At 60.6% G+C, this 16,719-nt stretch carries 19 protein-coding genes; 2 read left to right on the forward strand and 17 right to left on the reverse strand.

What is annotated here, in order from left to right; genetic code table 11:
• Positions 1–199 precede the first annotated feature (199 nt).
• Positions 200–1,225 (forward strand): TerC/Alx family metal homeostasis membrane protein, encoded by a 1,026-nt coding sequence (locus C3451_RS14270; RefSeq protein ID WP_023298822.1) that lies wholly within the window; start codon positions 200–202, stop codon positions 1,223–1,225.
• An 83-nt stretch (positions 1,226–1,308) separates the two neighbouring features.
• On the opposite strand, the gene C3451_RS14275 is transcribed toward C3451_RS14270, so the two are convergent.
• The 3 genes from C3451_RS14275 to C3451_RS14285 all read right to left on the reverse strand — a co-directional run bounded on the left by C3451_RS14275 (position 1,309) and on the right by C3451_RS14285 (position 3,786).
• Positions 1,309–1,971: an HAD family hydrolase gene (locus tag C3451_RS14275; protein ID WP_063201337.1), complete on the reverse strand. Its 663-nt coding sequence runs from the start codon at positions 1,969–1,971 to the stop codon at positions 1,309–1,311.
• 106 nt (positions 1,972–2,077) lie between these two features.
• Positions 2,078–2,872: an SDR family NAD(P)-dependent oxidoreductase gene (locus C3451_RS14280; protein WP_022649696.1), complete on the reverse strand. Its 795-nt coding sequence runs from the start codon at positions 2,870–2,872 to the stop codon at positions 2,078–2,080.
• A gap of 32 nt (positions 2,873–2,904) precedes the next feature.
• A complete protein-coding gene (locus tag C3451_RS14285; protein WP_023298821.1) occupies positions 2,905–3,786 on the reverse strand; it encodes a LysR family transcriptional regulator in 882 nt (293 codons plus the stop codon).
• Positions 3,787–3,933: 147 nt separating this feature from the next.
• Between C3451_RS14285 and C3451_RS14290 the strand changes: the two genes are divergently transcribed.
• Positions 3,934–4,392, forward strand: coding sequence for a phenolic acid decarboxylase (locus tag C3451_RS14290; RefSeq protein WP_223862226.1), 459 nt, complete (start codon positions 3,934–3,936; stop codon positions 4,390–4,392).
• A 59-nt stretch (positions 4,393–4,451) separates the two neighbouring features.
• On the opposite strand, the gene acpT is transcribed toward C3451_RS14290, so the two are convergent.
• From acpT to C3451_RS14360, 14 genes are read right to left on the reverse strand one after another with little or no spacing between them, the layout of a single operon-like run.
• Entirely contained in the window at positions 4,452–5,045 is a 594-nt protein-coding gene (gene acpT / locus C3451_RS14295) for a 4'-phosphopantetheinyl transferase AcpT (RefSeq protein WP_022649693.1), read from the reverse strand.
• Between the two features lie 2 nt (positions 5,046–5,047).
• Positions 5,048–6,277 carry a beta-ketoacyl-ACP synthase gene (locus C3451_RS14300; RefSeq protein ID WP_045622198.1) on the reverse strand — a complete coding sequence of 410 codons (1,230 nt, stop codon included), beginning with the start codon at positions 6,275–6,277 and terminating at the stop codon, positions 5,048–5,050.
• Positions 6,274–7,005, reverse strand: a complete 732-nt coding sequence (locus C3451_RS14305) for a 3-ketoacyl-ACP reductase FabG2 (protein ID WP_032626847.1) — start codon at positions 7,003–7,005, stop codon at positions 6,274–6,276. The genes C3451_RS14300 and C3451_RS14305 overlap by 4 nt, the downstream gene beginning before the upstream one ends.
• Complete coding sequence (locus C3451_RS14310) at positions 6,999–7,472, reverse strand: 3-hydroxy-fatty acyl-ACP dehydratase (protein ID WP_045622214.1); 474 nt, start codon at positions 7,470–7,472, stop codon at positions 6,999–7,001. Before C3451_RS14310 ends, C3451_RS14305 begins: the two co-directional genes overlap by 7 nt.
• On the reverse strand, positions 7,472–8,638 hold the full coding sequence (locus C3451_RS14315; protein WP_032626844.1) for a beta-ketoacyl-[acyl-carrier-protein] synthase family protein: 1,167 nt from the start codon (positions 8,636–8,638) through the stop codon (positions 7,472–7,474). Before C3451_RS14315 ends, C3451_RS14310 begins: the two co-directional genes overlap by 1 nt.
• A gap of 1 nt (position 8,639) precedes the next feature.
• Entirely contained in the window at positions 8,640–9,218 is a 579-nt protein-coding gene (locus C3451_RS14320) for a DUF3261 domain-containing protein (protein ID WP_022651978.1), read from the reverse strand.
• On the reverse strand, positions 9,215–11,536 hold the full coding sequence (locus C3451_RS14325) for an MMPL family transporter (RefSeq protein ID WP_045622197.1): 2,322 nt from the start codon (positions 11,534–11,536) through the stop codon (positions 9,215–9,217). The genes C3451_RS14320 and C3451_RS14325 overlap by 4 nt, the downstream gene beginning before the upstream one ends.
• A complete protein-coding gene (locus tag C3451_RS14330; RefSeq protein ID WP_045622196.1) occupies positions 11,505–12,110 on the reverse strand; it encodes an outer membrane lipoprotein carrier protein LolA in 606 nt (201 codons plus the stop codon). The genes C3451_RS14325 and C3451_RS14330 overlap by 32 nt, the downstream gene beginning before the upstream one ends.
• Positions 12,107–12,529 (reverse strand): thioesterase family protein, encoded by a 423-nt coding sequence (locus C3451_RS14335; protein WP_006812302.1) that lies wholly within the window; start codon positions 12,527–12,529, stop codon positions 12,107–12,109. The genes C3451_RS14330 and C3451_RS14335 overlap by 4 nt, the downstream gene beginning before the upstream one ends.
• Positions 12,530–12,532: 3 nt before the next feature.
• Positions 12,533–14,224: a glycosyltransferase family 2 protein gene (locus C3451_RS14340; RefSeq protein ID WP_045622195.1), complete on the reverse strand. Its 1,692-nt coding sequence runs from the start codon at positions 14,222–14,224 to the stop codon at positions 12,533–12,535.
• Entirely contained in the window at positions 14,215–14,565 is a 351-nt protein-coding gene (locus tag C3451_RS14345; RefSeq protein WP_022649683.1) for a (3R)-hydroxymyristoyl-ACP dehydratase, read from the reverse strand. Before C3451_RS14345 ends, C3451_RS14340 begins: the two co-directional genes overlap by 10 nt.
• Positions 14,552–15,898: an AMP-binding protein gene (locus tag C3451_RS14350; protein WP_045622194.1), complete on the reverse strand. Its 1,347-nt coding sequence runs from the start codon at positions 15,896–15,898 to the stop codon at positions 14,552–14,554. The genes C3451_RS14345 and C3451_RS14350 overlap by 14 nt, the downstream gene beginning before the upstream one ends.
• A complete protein-coding gene (locus C3451_RS14355; protein ID WP_045622193.1) occupies positions 15,891–16,490 on the reverse strand; it encodes a hypothetical protein in 600 nt (199 codons plus the stop codon). Before C3451_RS14355 ends, C3451_RS14350 begins: the two co-directional genes overlap by 8 nt.
• Positions 16,462–16,713 carry an acyl carrier protein gene (locus C3451_RS14360; protein ID WP_022649680.1) on the reverse strand — a complete coding sequence of 84 codons (252 nt, stop codon included), beginning with the start codon at positions 16,711–16,713 and terminating at the stop codon, positions 16,462–16,464. Before C3451_RS14360 ends, C3451_RS14355 begins: the two co-directional genes overlap by 29 nt.
• Between the last annotated feature and the right edge of the window lie 6 nt (positions 16,714–16,719).

Below are 16,719 nucleotides of genomic sequence, written 5' to 3' on the forward strand. Positions count from 1 at the left end.
ACTCACAGTTAACGGGCTTTACCTCGTGAGCCTAAACGACAGATGCGCCACCCCTCGTTGTGAGGTAAAGTACACACCTTGCGCAGCCAAAGAGCTGCGGTTTTGTGGGGTATAGGCGAATAACACGCTCCCCCATTCTCACTTCTGGTTTACGCCAGCCTGCATGGTGTTGTGTTTTGTCTTCTTAAAAGGGTTGTCTATGTCTGCTGCTCATCTCGGTTTCCCGACGGAAACCGTTGTTGTCTTTGTGGTGATGGCCGTTGGGGCGATGTTTATCGACCTCTTCATGCACCGTCACGATAAACCGATCTCGCTGAAAAGCGCGGCCATGTGGTCCATCTTCTGGGTCATGATGGCGATGGCGTTTGCTGGCTTCTTATACGTGCACCACGGCGCGGAGATGGCCAGTCTGTTCCTCACCGGCTATGCACTGGAAGAGGTGCTCTCCGTCGACAACCTGTTTGTGATGATGGCGATCTTCGCCTGGTTCGGCGTGCCGGATAAGTATCGTCACCGCGTGCTCTACTGGGGCGTGCTGGGGGCGATTGTGTTCCGCGGTATTTTTGTTGCCATCGGCACCAGCCTGCTCAGCCTGGGGCCATACGTTGAGGTGATTTTTGCGCTGGTCGTCGGCTGGACCGCGGTGATGATGCTGAAACGCAATGAAGAGAGTGATGAAGTCGAGGATTACTCCAACCATCTGGCGTACCGCCTGGTAAAACGCTTCTATCCGGTCTGGCCAAAAATCAGCAGCCACGCGTTTATCCTGACCCAAAAAGAGGTGGACGCCGAGCTGGAGAAGCCTGAAAACAAGGATGTGATGGTAGGTCGTGTGAAGAAGGCGAAGCGCTACGCGACGCCGCTGCTGCTCTGCGTGGCGGTGGTAGAGCTGTCCGACGTGATGTTCGCCTTCGACTCCGTTCCCGCGATCATTGCCGTCAGCCGCGAGCCGCTGATTATCTACAGCGCCATGATGTTCGCAATCCTCGGCCTGCGTACCCTCTACTTCGTGCTGGAAGCGCTGAAGCAGTATCTGGTGCATCTTGAGAAAGCGGTAGTGTTACTGCTGTTCTTCGTGGCGTTCAAGCTGGGGCTGAATGCGACCGATCACTTCTGGCATCACGGCTATAACATCGGTGCCACGGCAAGCCTGTTTGTGGTGCTGGGGGTACTGGCGCTGGGGATTATTGCGAGCGTGATGTTCCCGGGGAAACGTGAGGCCTGATGTATCGCCCGGTGGCGCTTCGCTTACCGGGCCTACGACTGGGATGTAGGCCGGGTAAGGCGCAGCCGCCACCCGGCAAAAGGCTACTTTATTATCGGTGAGTTTCGGCGCTTGCGCGGATGATGGAAATGGCGCCAGTGCGGATCCTGCGCCGCCGCCAGCAGCTCGTGGTCGCCACGCGTGTCGCCCCAGGCGCGCAGGTGATATGCGTTCAGATCGCCATACACCTTTTCCAGCCTCGCCACTTTCTGCGCGCAGCGGCAGTTGTTACCGGTGATCCGCCCGGTCAGCTTGCCGTCTTTCACTTCCAGCTGCGTGCCAATCAGCTTAATGCCGAGCTTATCGGCCCACGGCTGCAATACCAGCGCCGGGGAGGCGGAGCAAATCGTCACTTCCGCACCGGAATTAACTTCGTTGGCGACAGCCATGACCCCTTCCGGGCGCATCAGCTTGTTCCAGTATTTTTCACAGAAGGCCTCTGCCTGCTGACGTAACCAGTGCTCATCCACCCCCGTCAGGAAGGTTTTGATCAACACCTCTTTCAGCTCATCACGCGTCAGCTTGCGACGCACGCAGTGCAGCGTAGGCAGGGCCATGCGCACCAGGCGACCCGCAAAGTAGCGCTTGCCAAAGGCAAAGCGCAGGAACGGAATAAAACTGTCGTGGTGCGTCAACGTACCATCAAAGTCAAAGACAGAGAGCACGCTGGACTTCGCCACGGCTTCGTCGGCAATCATATTGGTCATAAATACGTCTTAGCTGAAATACACATTCTGTTCACTAGTTTACCTGCTTTACCTTCACAGTCCTTCTATCCGATCTCATTTTTTCTCGAACCTGTGGGCTGACGGGTCAAACTATGTCATCCACCACGCCACCGTCAACGCGCAGCGCCGCGCCGGAAGTCGCGGAGGCCTGCATGGAACAGACATACACCACCATATTCGCCACTTCTTCTACCGTTGCGGCGCGCTGAATAACCGAGCTGGGGCGATTCTCCATCACGAACGCTTTCGCCAGCTGCTCCAGCGATTTGCCGGTTCTCTCCATCTCGTCTTTCATCATTGCGGCAAAACCGTCCGACATTGTCGGGCCCGGCAGCACGCTGTTCACCGTGACGCCGCTGCCTGCCACGAACTTCGCCAGACCGCGCGCCAGCGAGAGCTGGGCGGTTTTTGTCACGCCATAGTGGATCATATCCGCAGGAATATTGCAGGCCGATTCTGACGAGATAAACACTACCCGACCCCAGCCTTTTTGTACCATACCGGGCAGCAGGGCACGGGAGAGGCGCACGCCGGACATCACGTTGGTTTGCCAGTAGCGTTCCCAGGTCTCGTCGTCGGTGGAATAAAAATCCTGCTGGCCATAGATCCCGGCGTTATTCACCAGAATATCGACGTGCGTGGCGACCCTGAGCAGTTCGTCAACGCCCTCCTGCGAGCTCAGGTCGGCGATGGCGGCACGGACCTGTACGCCTGGCACCACCTGCTGGAGCGCCTGAATGCCTTTGTTCACCGAGTCGACGCTGCGCCCGTTGACGATCACTTCCGCACCGCTCTCCGCCAGTCCGCGGGCGATGGCAAACCCAATACCGCCGGTGGACGCGGTCACCAGCGCCACTTTCCCCGTTAAATCGATTTTCATCGTTCACTCCTTGTCGTTTTATGGTTCAAAACTTAAAGCGTAGCAGTTGACGATGACGGCTCCTGTTTAAAAAGGCGCAACAGCGTCTCAACCTGCTCGTCCAGCGGGCTGAGGGAGCGTTTAACGATGAGGTGCAGCGGCGTGGCGCGTCGAACGCCGTGGCTGAGGGGCAGGATTTTGAGGATGCCCTGCTGGAGCGGGGTCTGAATGCGTTCTTCCGGTAACCAGCCATATCCAACCTGATACATCACTGCTTCGATCGCGGCATCGATGGTGGAGAATGTCCACGACTCCCCGGTGGGGCGAACGGTGGGCTGGCTGTCTGCGATCTGAATGCGCGGCCACGGTCGAAGCATCTCGTCGTTAAGCGGTGTATCCAGCGCAAACAGCGGGTGCGCGTGATGCGCGACGGCAACAAAATCGATATTCATCAGCCATTCGCCCAGGCCGGTAATGTCCTGGCGGCGGGTTAAGACCATCACGTCGGCCTCATCATTGAGCGCATCTGCGCGGCTGTTTTCCAGCACCTCGGTAAGCCGCACCTGCGTTTGCGGGTACAGCTGCTGAAACTGGCGCAAAATCGCGAACAGCCGGCTGCGCGGAAAAATACTGTCTACCATCAGGTCGATACGGGTTCGCATCCCGCTGCGCAGGGTCGCAGCGCGCGTTTCAACATAGGCGAAGGCTTTCAGCAGCGGTTTAACCTGGTTCAGCAACAGCTCACCCGCCGGGGTTAGCACGGCACGGCGTCCCTCTGTCATCAGGAGCGCTACGCCCAGCCGCTCCTGCAAAAGCGACAGGTTATAGCTGACCGAGGACTGGCTGCGATGGGTCTCTTCCGCCGCCTTAGCGAAGCTGCCAGCCTCGATGACTCTTTCCAGCAAGGCCCACTGTTCGAGCGTCGTCTTGTGCATGATTAATCTAAATTTTGGATGAATTTGATTCAAACATAGCGTTATTCATTCATTTTTTGAAGGGGTACGATCGTCTCATCAAAACAAAGGAGACATCTTATGAGCACCTTCGATAAACATGATTTAAGCGGCTTCGTCGGCTAACATCTGGTATATACCTACGACAATGGCTGGAACTACGAAATTTACGTTAAAAACGAGAACACGCTCGACTACCGTATTCACAGTGGTCTGGTGGGCAATCGTTGGGTGAAAGATCAGCAGGCCTACATTGTCCGCGTCGGGGAAAGCATCTATAAAATTTCCTGGACGGAGCCAACCGGTACCGACGTGAGCCTGATTGTGAACCTGGGCGACCGCCTGTTCCACGGCACCATCTTCTTCCCACGCTGGGTCATGAATAATCCGGAAAAAACCGTCTGCTTCCAGAACGATCACATTCCGCTGATGAACAGCTACCGTGATGCCGGGCCAGCGTATCCAACCGAAGTGATTGATGAATTTGCGACGATTACTTTTGTACGCGACTGCGGTGCGAATGACGATAGCGTTATTGCGTGTGCTGCCAGCGAGTTGCCAAAAAACTTTCCAGATAATTTAAAATAAGCTTAGCAACGCGTTAAATGCACAACGGCCATTTCGGTTTTAACCGGAATGGCCGTTTTTTATGCCGCAGAAATACCGGAGTAAGTCACCGATTCCGCCGTTAAGGTGAAAGGCGTAGGGGTACAGACCGCCAGACTCAGCGAGCCGAAGCGCAGCTGGCTGACCGGGAGCGACTGGGCGGTGCTGTCAATGCTGACAATCTGCCACGCGCTGCCGCCACGCTGTTTGACGATCGCCTCTTTGCGCGTCCAGATGCGCCAGAATGCGGAAAGCTGTTCTTCCGGCGCTTCACGCTCCAGCTCGTCATGCTCGGTGAGGCTGAAAACGGCATTCGCCAGCGCCTGCCAGTTCTCCCGCGGGCGGATCACTTCGATATCGCAGCCAACCTCGCCTTCATCGCTTATCAGCATGGCAATATCGTCCCCGCTGTGGCTCAGGTTAAACCACAGCGGATGGCCGTTAGCGAAGGCCGGTTTTCCCTGCTCGCCGTAGATTATCTCGGGAAGCGGTGAGGGGGATAAAGTTCTGGCGAGCAGCGTCCGGCCTGCAAGCCAGGAAGCGTATCGCGCACCCTGAGGTGCCATGTCTGCGAGCGTTGACGCCAGCGGGTCCGCGCTAAGGGTGGAGATCTTTCCCAGTACAAACTGGTACATAGTTACGCCCAGCGTTTAATGATTATCGAGGTATTAATGCCGCCAAAGGCAAAGTTATTGCTCTGAATAAATTCGCAATCAATCGGGCGGGTTTCCCCCATAATATAATCTAAAGCGCCGCATTGCTCATCCGGTTGTCTTAAATTGAGCGTCGGCGTGAACCAGCCCTCCCGCATCATATGCAGACTCAGCAAGGCTTCCAGCGCGCCGCAGGCACCCAGGGTATGGCCGAAATAGCTCTTTAAGGATGAAATGGGCACGCTGTCGCCGAAAATAGCGGCGGTCGCCTGACTCTCGGCGATATCCCCGCGATCGGTTGCCGTGCCGTGGGCAGAAATGTAGCCAATGTCCTGCGGGCTAAGACCCGCCATCGCCAGCGACTGCTCCATACACACCTGCATGGTTTCACGCTGGGGCTGGGTGATGTGCGCCGCATCGCAGTTGGTGGCAAAGCCCACGATCTCGCCATAGATTGTCGCCCCGCGTGCTCTGGCGTGATCCAGCGCTTCCAGCACCAGCGTGCCCGCCCCTTCGCCAATCACCAGGCCATCGCGCTGAACGTCAAACGGCGACGGCGTGGTTTTGGGCGCGTCGTTACGCTGGCTGGTGGCAAACAGGGTATCGAAAACCGCCGCTTCCGACGGGCACAGCTCTTCCGCGCCGCCTGCCACCATCACGGTCTGGTAGCCGTGACGAATCGCTTCCCAGGCGTAGCCAATCGCCTGGCTGCCAGAGGTACAGGCGCTTGAGGTGGGGATCACCCGTCCGCGCAGGCCAAAGAACAGTCCGGTATTCACCGCCGTGGTGTGCGGCATCATCTGCACGTAGGTGGTGCCGGTGATGTTGTGGGTGTGCTTTTCGGTGAGCATGGAGGCAAACTCGCTGACCGGCCCGGTGCTGCCCGTCGACGAGCCGTAGGCGATGCCGGTCTGACCGTTGGTCAGCACCGCGTTGTCGATCAGTCCCGCCTGCTCCAGCGCCAGCTCGGTGGCGCGGGTTGAGAGCAGCGACACGCGGCCCATGGCGCGAATGCGCTTACGGGTATAGTGAGCGGGGAGGGTGAAATCTTCAATCGGCGCGGCGAGCAGGGTTTGCAGGCCGTCATACGCCTGCCACTCCGTCATGGTACGCACCGCATTTTCATACTCGCGCAGACGGCGCGAGATGGTCGGCCAGTCCTCGCCGAATGCGGTGATGCCGCCCATGCCCGTAATCACTACCCGGCGGGTCATAGCATGCCTCCGTTGATCGATATCACCTGTCGCGTCACATAGCCTGCTTTATCCGACATCAGGTAGCTCGCCAGCCCGGCCACTTCCTCGGCCTGGCCCATACGCTGCATCGGGATCATCGACATCGCCGCGTTCAGCGCGGCTTCATCCATCTCGATCATACCGGTATCAATCAGCCCCGGCGCGATGCAGTTGACGGTGATTTTGCGTTTTGCCAGCTCGGTGGCGAGCGCTTTGGTGGCGCCGATGATCCCGGCTTTCGCCGCGCTGTAGTTCACCTGCCCACGGTTGCCCATAATGCCTGACACCGACGACAGGGTGATGATCCGCCCGCCCTTGCGGGTGCCGATCATCGGCATAATGCAGGGATGAATGACGTTATAAAAACTGTCGAGATTGGTGTGGATCACGCTGTCCCAGTCATCGTCGCTGAGCGCCGGAAATGCGCCGTCGCGGGTAATACCGGCGTTACTGACCACGCCATACCACGCGCCGTGGTCAGCGATCGCCTGTTCCAGCACCGTACGGCACTGCTCGCGGTTGCCCACGTCAAAGGTGAGTAAACGGCCCGCGCCGCCTGCCTGGACAATCGCCTCCAGCGTCTCCTGCGCGCCCGCTTCATCACGATGGTAATGCACGCCGACGGTGAAACCGTCCGCCGCAAGCTGAAGGGCGATAGCGCGGCCAATGCCTTTGCTGGCGCCGGTGACCAGTACGGATCTCATGATGGTGTTCCCTGGTTAAAAAGTGTGGTTAATTCTTCCTCGCTCGGCTGGAAGGTGTTTACGCGGCCCGTGGCGAGGGAAATATTATCCGCATGAATGGTGCACTCGAAGCTGCCAAAGCGCTCATCCTGCATCAGACGTTCGATGGTGATGGTCAGCGTGCAGCCTGCGGCAAAATGCCCTGCGTCGCATACCAGCTCGCGCGCGCCCAGCACCATACCCAGCGCACAGTGCGGCAGCCCTTTTTGCATCCGGTGCCATTCAGACCAGACGCCCACGGTCTGAGCCATCAGCTCCAGCGCAAACCAGCCGGGCAGGTTGCCGCCTGCGTCCAGAAACGGCGCCAGAACGCCCCGTTCGTTCACCGTCACGTTGCAAATGGCGCGGTCATCGGTGACGCTTTCCACGCTCTCAAGCAGCAGCATCGGCGTGTCGTGAGGAAGATAATCCCCGGGTGGTAAGTAGCGCATCATACTCTCCCCAGCAGAAGGCTGGCGTTGTTGCCGCCAAACGCGAAAGAGTTTGACAGGATCACTGGTTTATTCAGCGGTGCGCTCTGGTGCAGTAGGCCGAAGGCGGGCAGGGTGTCGTCCGGCGCGTAGCGGGAAAAATCCTGCGGCGGCAGCGGCAGGTCTCGGGTCAGGATCAGCCAGCTCAGGGCGGCCTCGGTGATCCCGGCGGCGCCCAGCGTGTGGCCGGTAAGATGTTTCGTGGAGCTGCACGGCACGCGGTCGCCAAAGAGATCGTGGATCACCTGCGCCTCAATGCGATCGTTCAGCGGCGTGGCGGTGCCGTGCAGGTTGATATAACCGACGTCCGCCGCCGTCATGCCCGCCTCGTTCAGCGCCTGGGTGATGGCGCGGATCGCCCCTTCGCCCTGTGGATGTGGGGCGGAAATATGGTACGCATCGCTGGATTCCCCCGCGCCCAGGAGCGCAATCTCGCCCGGCTCGCGGGTCAGTACCATCAATGCTGCCGCTTCGCCAATGGTGATCCCCCGACGGTTGCGGCCAAACGGTTCGCACAGGGTGGGGGAGAAGGATTCCAGGCTGTTGAAGCCGTTGACCGGCATGCGGCTCAGGCTGTCGGCCCCGCCGACGATGGCGACGTCCACCAGACCGGCGTCGATCAGGCGACGGCCGCTGATGATCGCCCGTGCGCTGGAGGAGCAGGCGGTCGAGATGGTATACGCCGGGCCGTCCAGCGCAAGCCAGCTGGCGAGAAAGCGCGACGGATCGCCCAGCTCCTGCTGCGGATATTGCCACTGCGGACTGCGCTCGCCGTTCTGCGCGCGGCGCACGTACTCATCACCCTCGTCCAGTCCGGAGGTGCTGGTGCCCAGCACCACCGCCACGCGGTCGCGCCCCACGCGCGCAATGGCCGCATCGACGGCGGGCCGGATTTGCGCCAGCGCTGCCAGCAACAGCTGGTTGTTGCGACTTCGATGCGCAGAAAAAGACCCGGGAACAGGGGGAAGATCACCCTCCACCCCGCCCAGCACGGCCTCGGGTAAGCCCTGTAGCCAGCCCGCACGCTGGCGCATCCCGGGGGCCACACCAGCGATCAGGTTCGCCGCTATTTCATCAGCCGAGTTGCCGAGCGCGTTGACCATGCCAACGGCAGAAAGGTAAATCATCTCAGTCACCCAGATATTGAATGGTGATGTGGTAGTGAAAAGCGTGCTGCACAATGCTAATCGGTTCGCGCCTGCCGTTACGGTTCAGGTAGGCAATTTCCGTGACCAGCTTGCCATCGGGGTTGCGCAGTTCGCGTCTGGTGTCAGTATCGTTCAGCGTCCAGCCTTTCGGCAACTGCGGCTGCCAGGCGCTGAGGGGCCAGTGGCTGAGCATCACGTCGGCCAGCACCTGGCTGGCGGGCGGCAACTGCGGCATCACGACCGACTGCTCAGTGTGGATCCCGGTGTCGTCGTAGGTGGCGAGGAACAGGCGGATCCCGACGGAGGAGAGGCCGGCAAGCGTCACTTTATTTCCATCGGCGTTCAGCATCACCAGCAGCGACTGGGTCTGGCCTTTAAAACTGCCGGTAAGCAACTGCTGCGCGCGGATGGCAGGCGTGATGCCCGGCGGTGGCAGCGTGACGCGGGTGCCGGGCTGGAGCCAGGCCTGAGGGCGCGCGTCATCGCGGTTCGTCGTATGGCTACACCCCGCCAGCAACAGGGCCATCATCACTGCCGCCAGGCGAATGAAACGGGTCATGGTAAGTTCTCTTTGTTAGTCGGCATCGCCAGCGGGGCGAGCAGGAACGCGGTGAAGATACCGCTCACCAGCACAATGCCAAAGCTGCTGATGGCCTGAGTGGTGCTGAACACCAGCATTCCCAGCGTCAGCAGGGTGGTCATCATGGCGAGGGTAATCACCAGCATGGAGGTCAGCGGCGTGCCGCGCGGGTTGCTGAAAAACAGCGTGTAGTTGATGCCAATGCCGAGGACCAGCACCAGCGCCAGCAGGGAAAACAGGTTCACCGGATGGCCCGTCACGGCCAGCGCCGCCAGCCCGCCGCCCAGCGACAGCACGGATGGCACCAGCGCCACCAGCCCTTTTCGCCAGCCGAGGCGCACCACCGCGCCGCAGGCAATCACCGCCAGCGCCACGCCCAGCAGCCCCGTCAGCAGCGCGCGGTAGAGTGCAAACAGGCTGTCGAAGCTGGCCTTACGGTCAACCCAGACGACTCCGGGATGGCGGGCGGCCAGCTCACCGAGCGCAGCGCTGTTTCTGACGCCATCGACCGGGACCAGCACACCGCTTTTGCCGTCCGGCAGCGTCAGCCACAGCAAACGCCAGCCCTCGCTGGCCGGGCTGGCGAGCCACGCCTCCACGCTGACAGGCATGGCGTTCAGATTCGGGGCGACGGCATTCAGCCCCGTGCTTTGCAGCATTTTCGTCACTGTCGGTGCGGCGTTACGCAGAAGTTGCAGATCGCTGTTCTGCCGCGCCAGCGAGTTCAGCGGCAGGGTGCGCCAGCGGTTTAATTCTCCGGCTTTTTGCGCCTGCGCCAGCGCCGGGGCAAACGCCTCCAGCCGCTCCAGCGTTTCCTGAGCCGACGCGCCATACACCACGAACCACTTCTGATCGACATTTTGCCCGGTCAGGGCGGTGATGGTTTTTTCCTGCGCCAGAATGTCCTGCGGCAGCGCCTGAAGCCGGGCGATATCGTCATCCACCCGCAGGCTGGCGATCCCGATGGCGGAGAGCAGCGCCAGTGCTACCGGCAGCCCGACGGAGAGGGCTTTGCTGTCGCGCCAGGCGTTCAGCCAGCGCTGCATCATCCCTCTCAGGGGGATCGGGCGAACCGGCATGCCACGGCACAACCACGGGTGCCAGAAAATTACCGTCAGGCACGAGGCGCTCAGCCCTGCGGCGGCGAACACCGCCATCTGACGAATGCCGGGGAAGGGGGCCAGCATCATGAAGAGATACGCCACGACGGTAGTCAGCAGCGCCAGCAGCAGCGCGTTACGCACTTTTGCCAGGCTTTGCCAGGACGAGTGTTCCGCGCCGTGCACCATCCGCTCCGTGAGGTAGTAAATCGTATAGTCCGCCGAGATGCCGATGATGCTCATGCTCATCACCAGCGTCATCAGGTGCAGCTCACCGAACAGCAGGAGCGTCACGACCGTCCCCGCCAGCGCGCCGATGGCAATAGAGAGCAGGCTCAGCAGCAGCGGACGTACGGAGCGAAACACCGACACAATCAGCAGGATCACCCCGAGCACCGTGGCGGCGCCAAGCGTGGAAATATCTTTTTTAGCCTGCTGGCTGGCGTAATCGCTGTAGAACACTGTCCCGCGCGACAGCAGCTGCGCCTGTGGATACTGGCTTGTCAGCGTCTGCTGCATCGCGTTGAGGGTGGTCACCAGCTGGTGGGTTTGCTGCATGTCAAACGAAGAGCCTGCCAGCTCGCCGTGCAGCAGATACCAGTAGTTCCCGGCCGCATCTTTTGTCACCAGCCAGCCGTCCATCAGCTGCATCTTCTGGCTGTTCTTCGCCAGCGCGAGCTGCGCGCCGCGCATCAGCATCAGCGGATCGTTTTGCAGCTCCTTGCCGCTCACGCCGGAAAAGGCGGAGTAGAGTTGGGACAGGATCCACTGAGCCTGCGCTTCACCGCCGTTTTGCAGGCGGGCGCGGGTGGCCGGATCGACCAGGCCATTGCGGTGCTGCCAGAAGAAATCTCCCCAGGCCTGTTGCCCGGCGGCATCCAGCGGACCTTTTACGACACTCAGCGCCTGGCTGCGTTGCAGCAGGGTTAACCACTGCTGCGCCACGCGCGGGTCCGGCTGTTTACCAGGGCTGACCAGCCAGATGAGCTGGCGGTCGAGGCGCTGCATAAATCCGTCGTTGAGGGCGGGAGGGATCGCGCCGAGCGTCTGTTTCGGCAGCATGGCGAGCACGCTGCTGTTCAGCCGCGCGCCAGGCAGCAGCGACAGCAGCACGCCCAGCAGGATCAGGCATACCGCGGCCCACAGCAGCGCCGGGCGCAGGGCGTTACGGTGCGGCAAAGCGCTGGCGTTCTGCATCGGTCAGGCGGGCGGGCGTCAGTTGGTGGCGGGAGAGGGCGATATCCGTCGTGTCGCCCTGCTTATCGTTCAGGCGAATGGATTCCAGATAGATCGCGCCCTTCAAATCAAGGGTGGAGAAAATCTTGTCTAGCGGCGTGGTAACGGGCGTCAGCACCAGCGACCAGCGGCCTTCACCCAGGTCTTTGAAATCGACGCGGAAGTTCTCTTCCAGCACCTTGCGGTCGGCCTGGAACAGCGCCCGCAGCAGATGGTTGAACTGGAACATCTGCGGGTTAGTGTCGGCGGTAATGGTCTGCGGCGGCTGACCGTTGACGATTTGCACCATCCGTTTGTCATCCAGCAGCAGCGTCATCGGGAACGGCGCTTTTTGATCCCACAGCAGGCCATTGTCACGGGCGATCAGCATCTCCCCCTGCGAGCGCAGGGGCTGAGGCATGTCCTTGATCGTGCGGGTCTGTTCGAAGTGCGCGCGCACCACCGGTTGCTCCGCAAACCGCTGTTGCAGTTCATCCAGCGTGACCGCGTTCACCAGCGGGCTTACCAGCAGCGCGAGTAGCGTTATCCACTTCATGGCGCGATCCCCATGCGTTCGAACAGAATGGCCGGGCTGACAAAGCACATCTCCCGGCTTGCTTCCTCCACGGCCACCTGAATGGTGTAGCCGGTGGTGGTGCGTTTCCCGGTTTGCGCGTCGAAGATTTGATAGGCGATGCGCAGACGGTTTTCAACCTCTTCAATGTGAGCGCGGACGCGAATGCGCTGCTCGAAGGTCACCGCGTCGCGGTATTTCACCCGCGTATCCACCACCGGCCAGACGTAGCCGGACGCTTTCATCTGGCGATAGCCGTAATCAAACTGGTTGAGCAGCGCTTCGCGGGCAATCTCAAAATAGCGGAAATAGTTGCCGTGCCACACCACGCCCATCATATCGACGTCGTGGAACGGAACGGTGATTTCAACTTCAGCCGTAAAGCGGGGATCGGTCAGCACCCTTTACTCCTTCTCGTTGACCTCTGGCAGCTGCCAGAAATCGAAAAAATTAAACCAGTCGAGCGGCGACAAGAGCGCGTAATGCTCCAGCCGCTGCGCATAGCGATCGACGGTCTGCTGTAGCGCCTGCTGGCGTTCGCCGCGCGGCAGCAGCAGCGGGTCGGCAAACGGCTCGCAGTGCAGGGTCAGCTTTCCCTGCTGGCAGAGGGCAAAAATCAGCACCACCGGGCAGCGCAATAGGGACGCCAGAATAAACGGTCCCTGCGGGAACGGCGCGGGTTGGCCCATAAATTCGCTCCATATCACCCGCCAGCTGCCGCCGCGCTGCGGGGTGACGGCGATGCGATCGCCCACGATCGCCACCCATTCGCCGCGATCCAGCTTCTCTTTAATGAGGATGGCGGTCTCCGGGCCAATGTCGGTGACCGGCATCAGGTGAATGCCCGCCTGCGGCGCCATCTCCTCCATCACCTGTTTAAAACGCTGAGCATTGTCGCTAAAGACCAGCGCGTTGATGGTTTTCGCCCCTTCGCGCTGGGCCAGCGCCCGGCAGGCTTCCACATCGCCAAGATGCGACGCGAGCAGCAGTTTGCCCTGAGGATCGTCAAGACCCAGCGCCTCCTGCGCGCCTGGCGCAAAGACCAGATCGCGATGAAGCTTCATTTCGCCGCGCCAGCTGGCCACTTTGTTCAGCATGGCATGACCGAAGCGCAGGAAGTGGGAAAAACTGTTAAGCCGTACGGGTTGCGGCATTTGCCGCTGTGCCATCACCGTTTTAACCCGCGTCAGCCACTGCTGCGACGCCTGACGCGCAGCGCGGGCGGTCAGCCAGTAGACGGCCGTAACCGGCCACAGCAGGATGGTAAACGCCTTTCGCCCCAGCAACTGCCAGACGCGCAGCATCAGGCGCATGCCCCATAATCCTTTCACCTCCTGCTGCTGCGCCCAGTGCTGCGAGCGGCGACGCATCAGCAGGGAAGGAATGCGCGGCAGCATGCCGAGAAACAGACGGGTATGCATCAACGAGATGCGCACGTTGTCTTTCAGGGCATCGAAATGGGATACCCCATCCGGCGGATAGGTCACGCGGGTGGGCAGAAAATAGCTAATGTTGCCCTGCCAGTAGAGGCGCACCATCACTTCAGTATCAAAATCCATCCGCCTGCCGAGCGGTGTGCCCGCCGCCAGGCGCATTACCGGCGCTATCGGGTAAACGCGAAACCCGCACATGCTGTCTTTTAGTTGCAGGGAGAGGGTTTCAATCCAGACCCAGACGTGTGTTATCCAGCGCCCGTACAGGCGCGAACGGGGGATCGAGTCATCATAAACGGGCTGACCGGAAATGAGCGCATCGGGATGGCGTTCGGCCAGCGCCAGCAGTTTGGGGATGTCTTCAATAGCGTGCTGGCCGTCAGCGTCCACCTGAACGGCGTGGGTGAAGCCGCGATCGGCACAGGCTTTCAGCCCCTGCATCACCGCCGCGCCTTTGCCGCTGTTTTCGGCGAGGCGCAGCAGCGTGACCTGCGGACGATCCGCCGCCAGCGCTTCAAGCGTGCGGCGCGTGGTTTCATCGCTGCCGTCGTCCACCACCAGACAGGGCAGATCGAAAGGCGCCAGGCGCGCCAGCACCGAAGCCATCATCGCCCCGTGGTTGTAGCACGGGATCAGGACGCAGGGACGGAAGGTTACTGACATAAGCGAATCTTCCCGCTGCTGGCGGTGTGACGCTCGTTACCCGCATGGCGCTGGTAGCTAAAGGTCAGCATCTGGCGTTCGGGCTGCCAGGCAAGGAGCAGCGTGACCGTGTTCTCCGGTAACAGCGGGGCGGCGAACTTTACGTTCTGAATACTGTGAAAACGGTAGCCCGGCGCCAGCGCGGCGGCGTAATGCATCACCCGGTCGAGCTGGGCTACGCCCGGCAGCAGCGGCTGTACGGCGAAATGTCCCTTAAACCAGAGCAGGTCAGGATCAAGATAAAGGGTTATCTCCAGATACCCGGGGCCAGGCTCGCGGCGTTCGATTTCAGGGATTTTCATGAAACAACTCCTGTAGCTGCGCAGTTACGCGCTTGTTCATGCTGTTGACCGGAATTTCATCAACGATCCGCCAGTAGCGCGGCACGGCAACCGGTTCAAGCCAGGGGCGAAGGGCGCGACGCCAGGCGAGCTCCTGCGCTTTTTTGCTCTGTTCGTGTTGCTGACGCACCGCTTTATTCAGCACCAGCAATACGCCAATACCCTGACGCCCGCCGCGCGTCACCGTCAGCGCGGCGGCTTCGCGGATGCCGTCCAGCGCCAGCAGGCGGCGCTCAATGTCATCGAGCGAAATGCGCTTATCTTCAATTTTGACCACCCGACCGCGGCGCCCGACGAGGCTGAACTGCCCGTCAGCCGTGAAGTGCAGGATATCATCCAGCAGGACCCCCTCCGCCTCGGGGATCAGCGGCGACGTCACGCGATCGCCGTGAAACGTCACGCCGGGGAAAGGCTGCCAGCGGATGCTTTCCTCCTGACGGTAGCGCCAGGCCATAACCCCCGTTTCTGTACTGCCGTATATTTCATCCGGCCAGACGTTGAGCCAGGCCTGAACCGCGGCGACCTCCTGCCAGGGCAGCGCGCCGCCAGCGGAGAAGAGCAGGTTGACGGGGGGCGGCGTCAGTGACGCGTCCAGCCGCTTGAGAAACGCCGGACTGCTGATGAAAAGATAGCGTTTATCGTCGGGAAGGGCAGAGAGCTGCTCGGCATAGTTGAGCAGGCTGGCGTGCAGCGGCAGGCCGAGCGCCATGGGTAAGACGACACGAAACGTCAGGCCATACAGGTGGTGCAGCACCACGGAAGCGACGACGTGACAGCCTGCCAGACGATCGCCAAAATGTTCCGCCAGCAGACGAGCCTCACGATCCAGGCTGACCACCGGCTTACTCACCCGCTGCGGCGTGCCGGTCGAGCCGGAGGTGTAAAGCTCGATCGTGCGCATCTCATCGATGGCAGGCAGCGGTGAAAAGGGATGGCCTGCCCGCTGAGCGGAAGCCACCCGCAGCTGTCGCCCCTGAAAATCGAGCGTGGTGTCGCTCAGGACGCCGCTGAACAGCGCCCGCTGTTCGTTAAGCTGCGCCGCCCGGCTGTGCCCAGGGAGGACCGGCGTTTTACCCGCATGCAGCGTCGCCAGCAGCGCGACAATAAACAGATAGCCGTTTTCGATGCACAGCGCCCAGCGCTCGCCTTCTTCATCACGCAGCGTGTCGACCAGCTGAGTGACGTCGTGGCGCAGATCGCCAAGCGTCCAGAGATGGTTGTCCTGCCAGGCGACAGGGGTGTCGTCAGGGCGGGGGGCACTGAGCCACTGGCTAAGCGGGAGAGGGTTAAGCATCGTTTTTCATCACCCGTTGTCGCACCAGCCACTCGCCGGCCATCAGCGTGCCCATCAGGAGATAGGCAATCATCCCGTTCCACAGCGTCCACAGACGGATATCGGCGTGTAATACGGTAAACAGCGCGATCGCCCCGTTAATAATAAAAAAGCCGCACCAGACCTGGGTAACCCGGCGCGTGTAACGTACCCCGACGGGGGAGAGATCCGGTTCACGCAGGCGCGCCAGCCGTTCAACGACAGGCATTGCCGTCCACAGCGAACCGCCAAACACCACCAGCATCACCAGATTCACCACCACCGGATAAAACAGCACCCACTGGTGCGCGTGCAGGACGTAGCTCGCCGCGCAAAGCGCTATGCCAGCCAGCGCCACGCTCACGAAAAGATAACGCAGGGGACCGCCCTGCCGACGGGCCTGGCAGACGCGTAACAGCAGCACCAGCGCCATCACGGGCAGTATCCCGTGCAGGCTATTATTTGCCAGCCCAAAGCCGATCAAAAACGGCCATGCCAGCAGCATCAGCCCCGTCAGGGCGGGAAGAACTGGAATCGAACGCACGTTACGCGTCGCGCTGAAGCTGTTCCACAACGTCCACGACGTCCTGCACCGTGCGCACCGCTTTGAAGGTTTCGGGCTTGATTTTATGGCCCGTTTTCTTTTGCAGGTGCACTACCATATCGACGGCATCAATGCTGTCGAGATCCAGATCCTCGTAAAGCCGTGCCTCAGGGGTAATATCCTCCGGAGCGACTTCAAACAGCGTAATAAGAAGCGCAGAGACTTCCTGATAAATCGTTTGTTGTTCTGTCATAGCGGT

It is taken from the genome of Enterobacter sp. 301B (assembly GCF_003850715.1).
Taxonomy (GTDB): Bacteria; Pseudomonadota; Gammaproteobacteria; order Enterobacterales; family Enterobacteriaceae; genus Enterobacter; species Enterobacter intestinihominis.

Bases quoted from the DNA above. Each gene is read 5' to 3' on its own strand.
- C3451_RS14320 (WP_022651978.1), bottom strand. From the start codon at position 9,218: ATGACCCGTTTCATTCGCCTGGCGGCAGTGATGATGGCCCTGTTGCTG.
- acpT (WP_022649693.1), bottom strand. From the start codon at position 5,045: ATGTACCAGTTTGTACTGGGAAAGATCTCCACCCTTAGCGCGGACCCG.
- C3451_RS14340 (WP_045622195.1), bottom strand. From the start codon at position 14,224: ATGTCAGTAACCTTCCGTCCCTGCGTCCTGATCCCGTGCTACAACCAC.
- C3451_RS14285 (WP_023298821.1), bottom strand. From the start codon at position 3,786: ATGCACAAGACGACGCTCGAACAGTGGGCCTTGCTGGAAAGAGTCATC.
- C3451_RS14275 (WP_063201337.1), bottom strand. From the start codon at position 1,971: ATGACCAATATGATTGCCGACGAAGCCGTGGCGAAGTCCAGCGTGCTC.
- C3451_RS14350 (WP_045622194.1), bottom strand. From the start codon at position 15,898: ATGCTTAACCCTCTCCCGCTTAGCCAGTGGCTCAGTGCCCCCCGCCCT.
- C3451_RS14270 (WP_023298822.1), top strand. From the start codon at position 200: ATGTCTGCTGCTCATCTCGGTTTCCCGACGGAAACCGTTGTTGTCTTT.
- C3451_RS14345 (WP_022649683.1), bottom strand. From the start codon at position 14,565: ATGAAAATCCCTGAAATCGAACGCCGCGAGCCTGGCCCCGGGTATCTG.
- C3451_RS14325 (WP_045622197.1), bottom strand. From the start codon at position 11,536: ATGCAGAACGCCAGCGCTTTGCCGCACCGTAACGCCCTGCGCCCGGCG.
- C3451_RS14300 (WP_045622198.1), bottom strand. From the start codon at position 6,277: ATGACCCGCCGGGTAGTGATTACGGGCATGGGCGGCATCACCGCATTC.
- C3451_RS14315 (WP_032626844.1), bottom strand. From the start codon at position 8,638: ATGATTTACCTTTCTGCCGTTGGCATGGTCAACGCGCTCGGCAACTCG.
- C3451_RS14360 (WP_022649680.1), bottom strand. From the start codon at position 16,713: ATGACAGAACAACAAACGATTTATCAGGAAGTCTCTGCGCTTCTTATT.
- C3451_RS14310 (WP_045622214.1), bottom strand. From the start codon at position 7,472: ATGCGCTACTTACCACCCGGGGATTATCTTCCTCACGACACGCCGATG.
- C3451_RS14280 (WP_022649696.1), bottom strand. From the start codon at position 2,872: ATGAAAATCGATTTAACGGGGAAAGTGGCGCTGGTGACCGCGTCCACC.
- C3451_RS14330 (WP_045622196.1), bottom strand. From the start codon at position 12,110: ATGAAGTGGATAACGCTACTCGCGCTGCTGGTAAGCCCGCTGGTGAAC.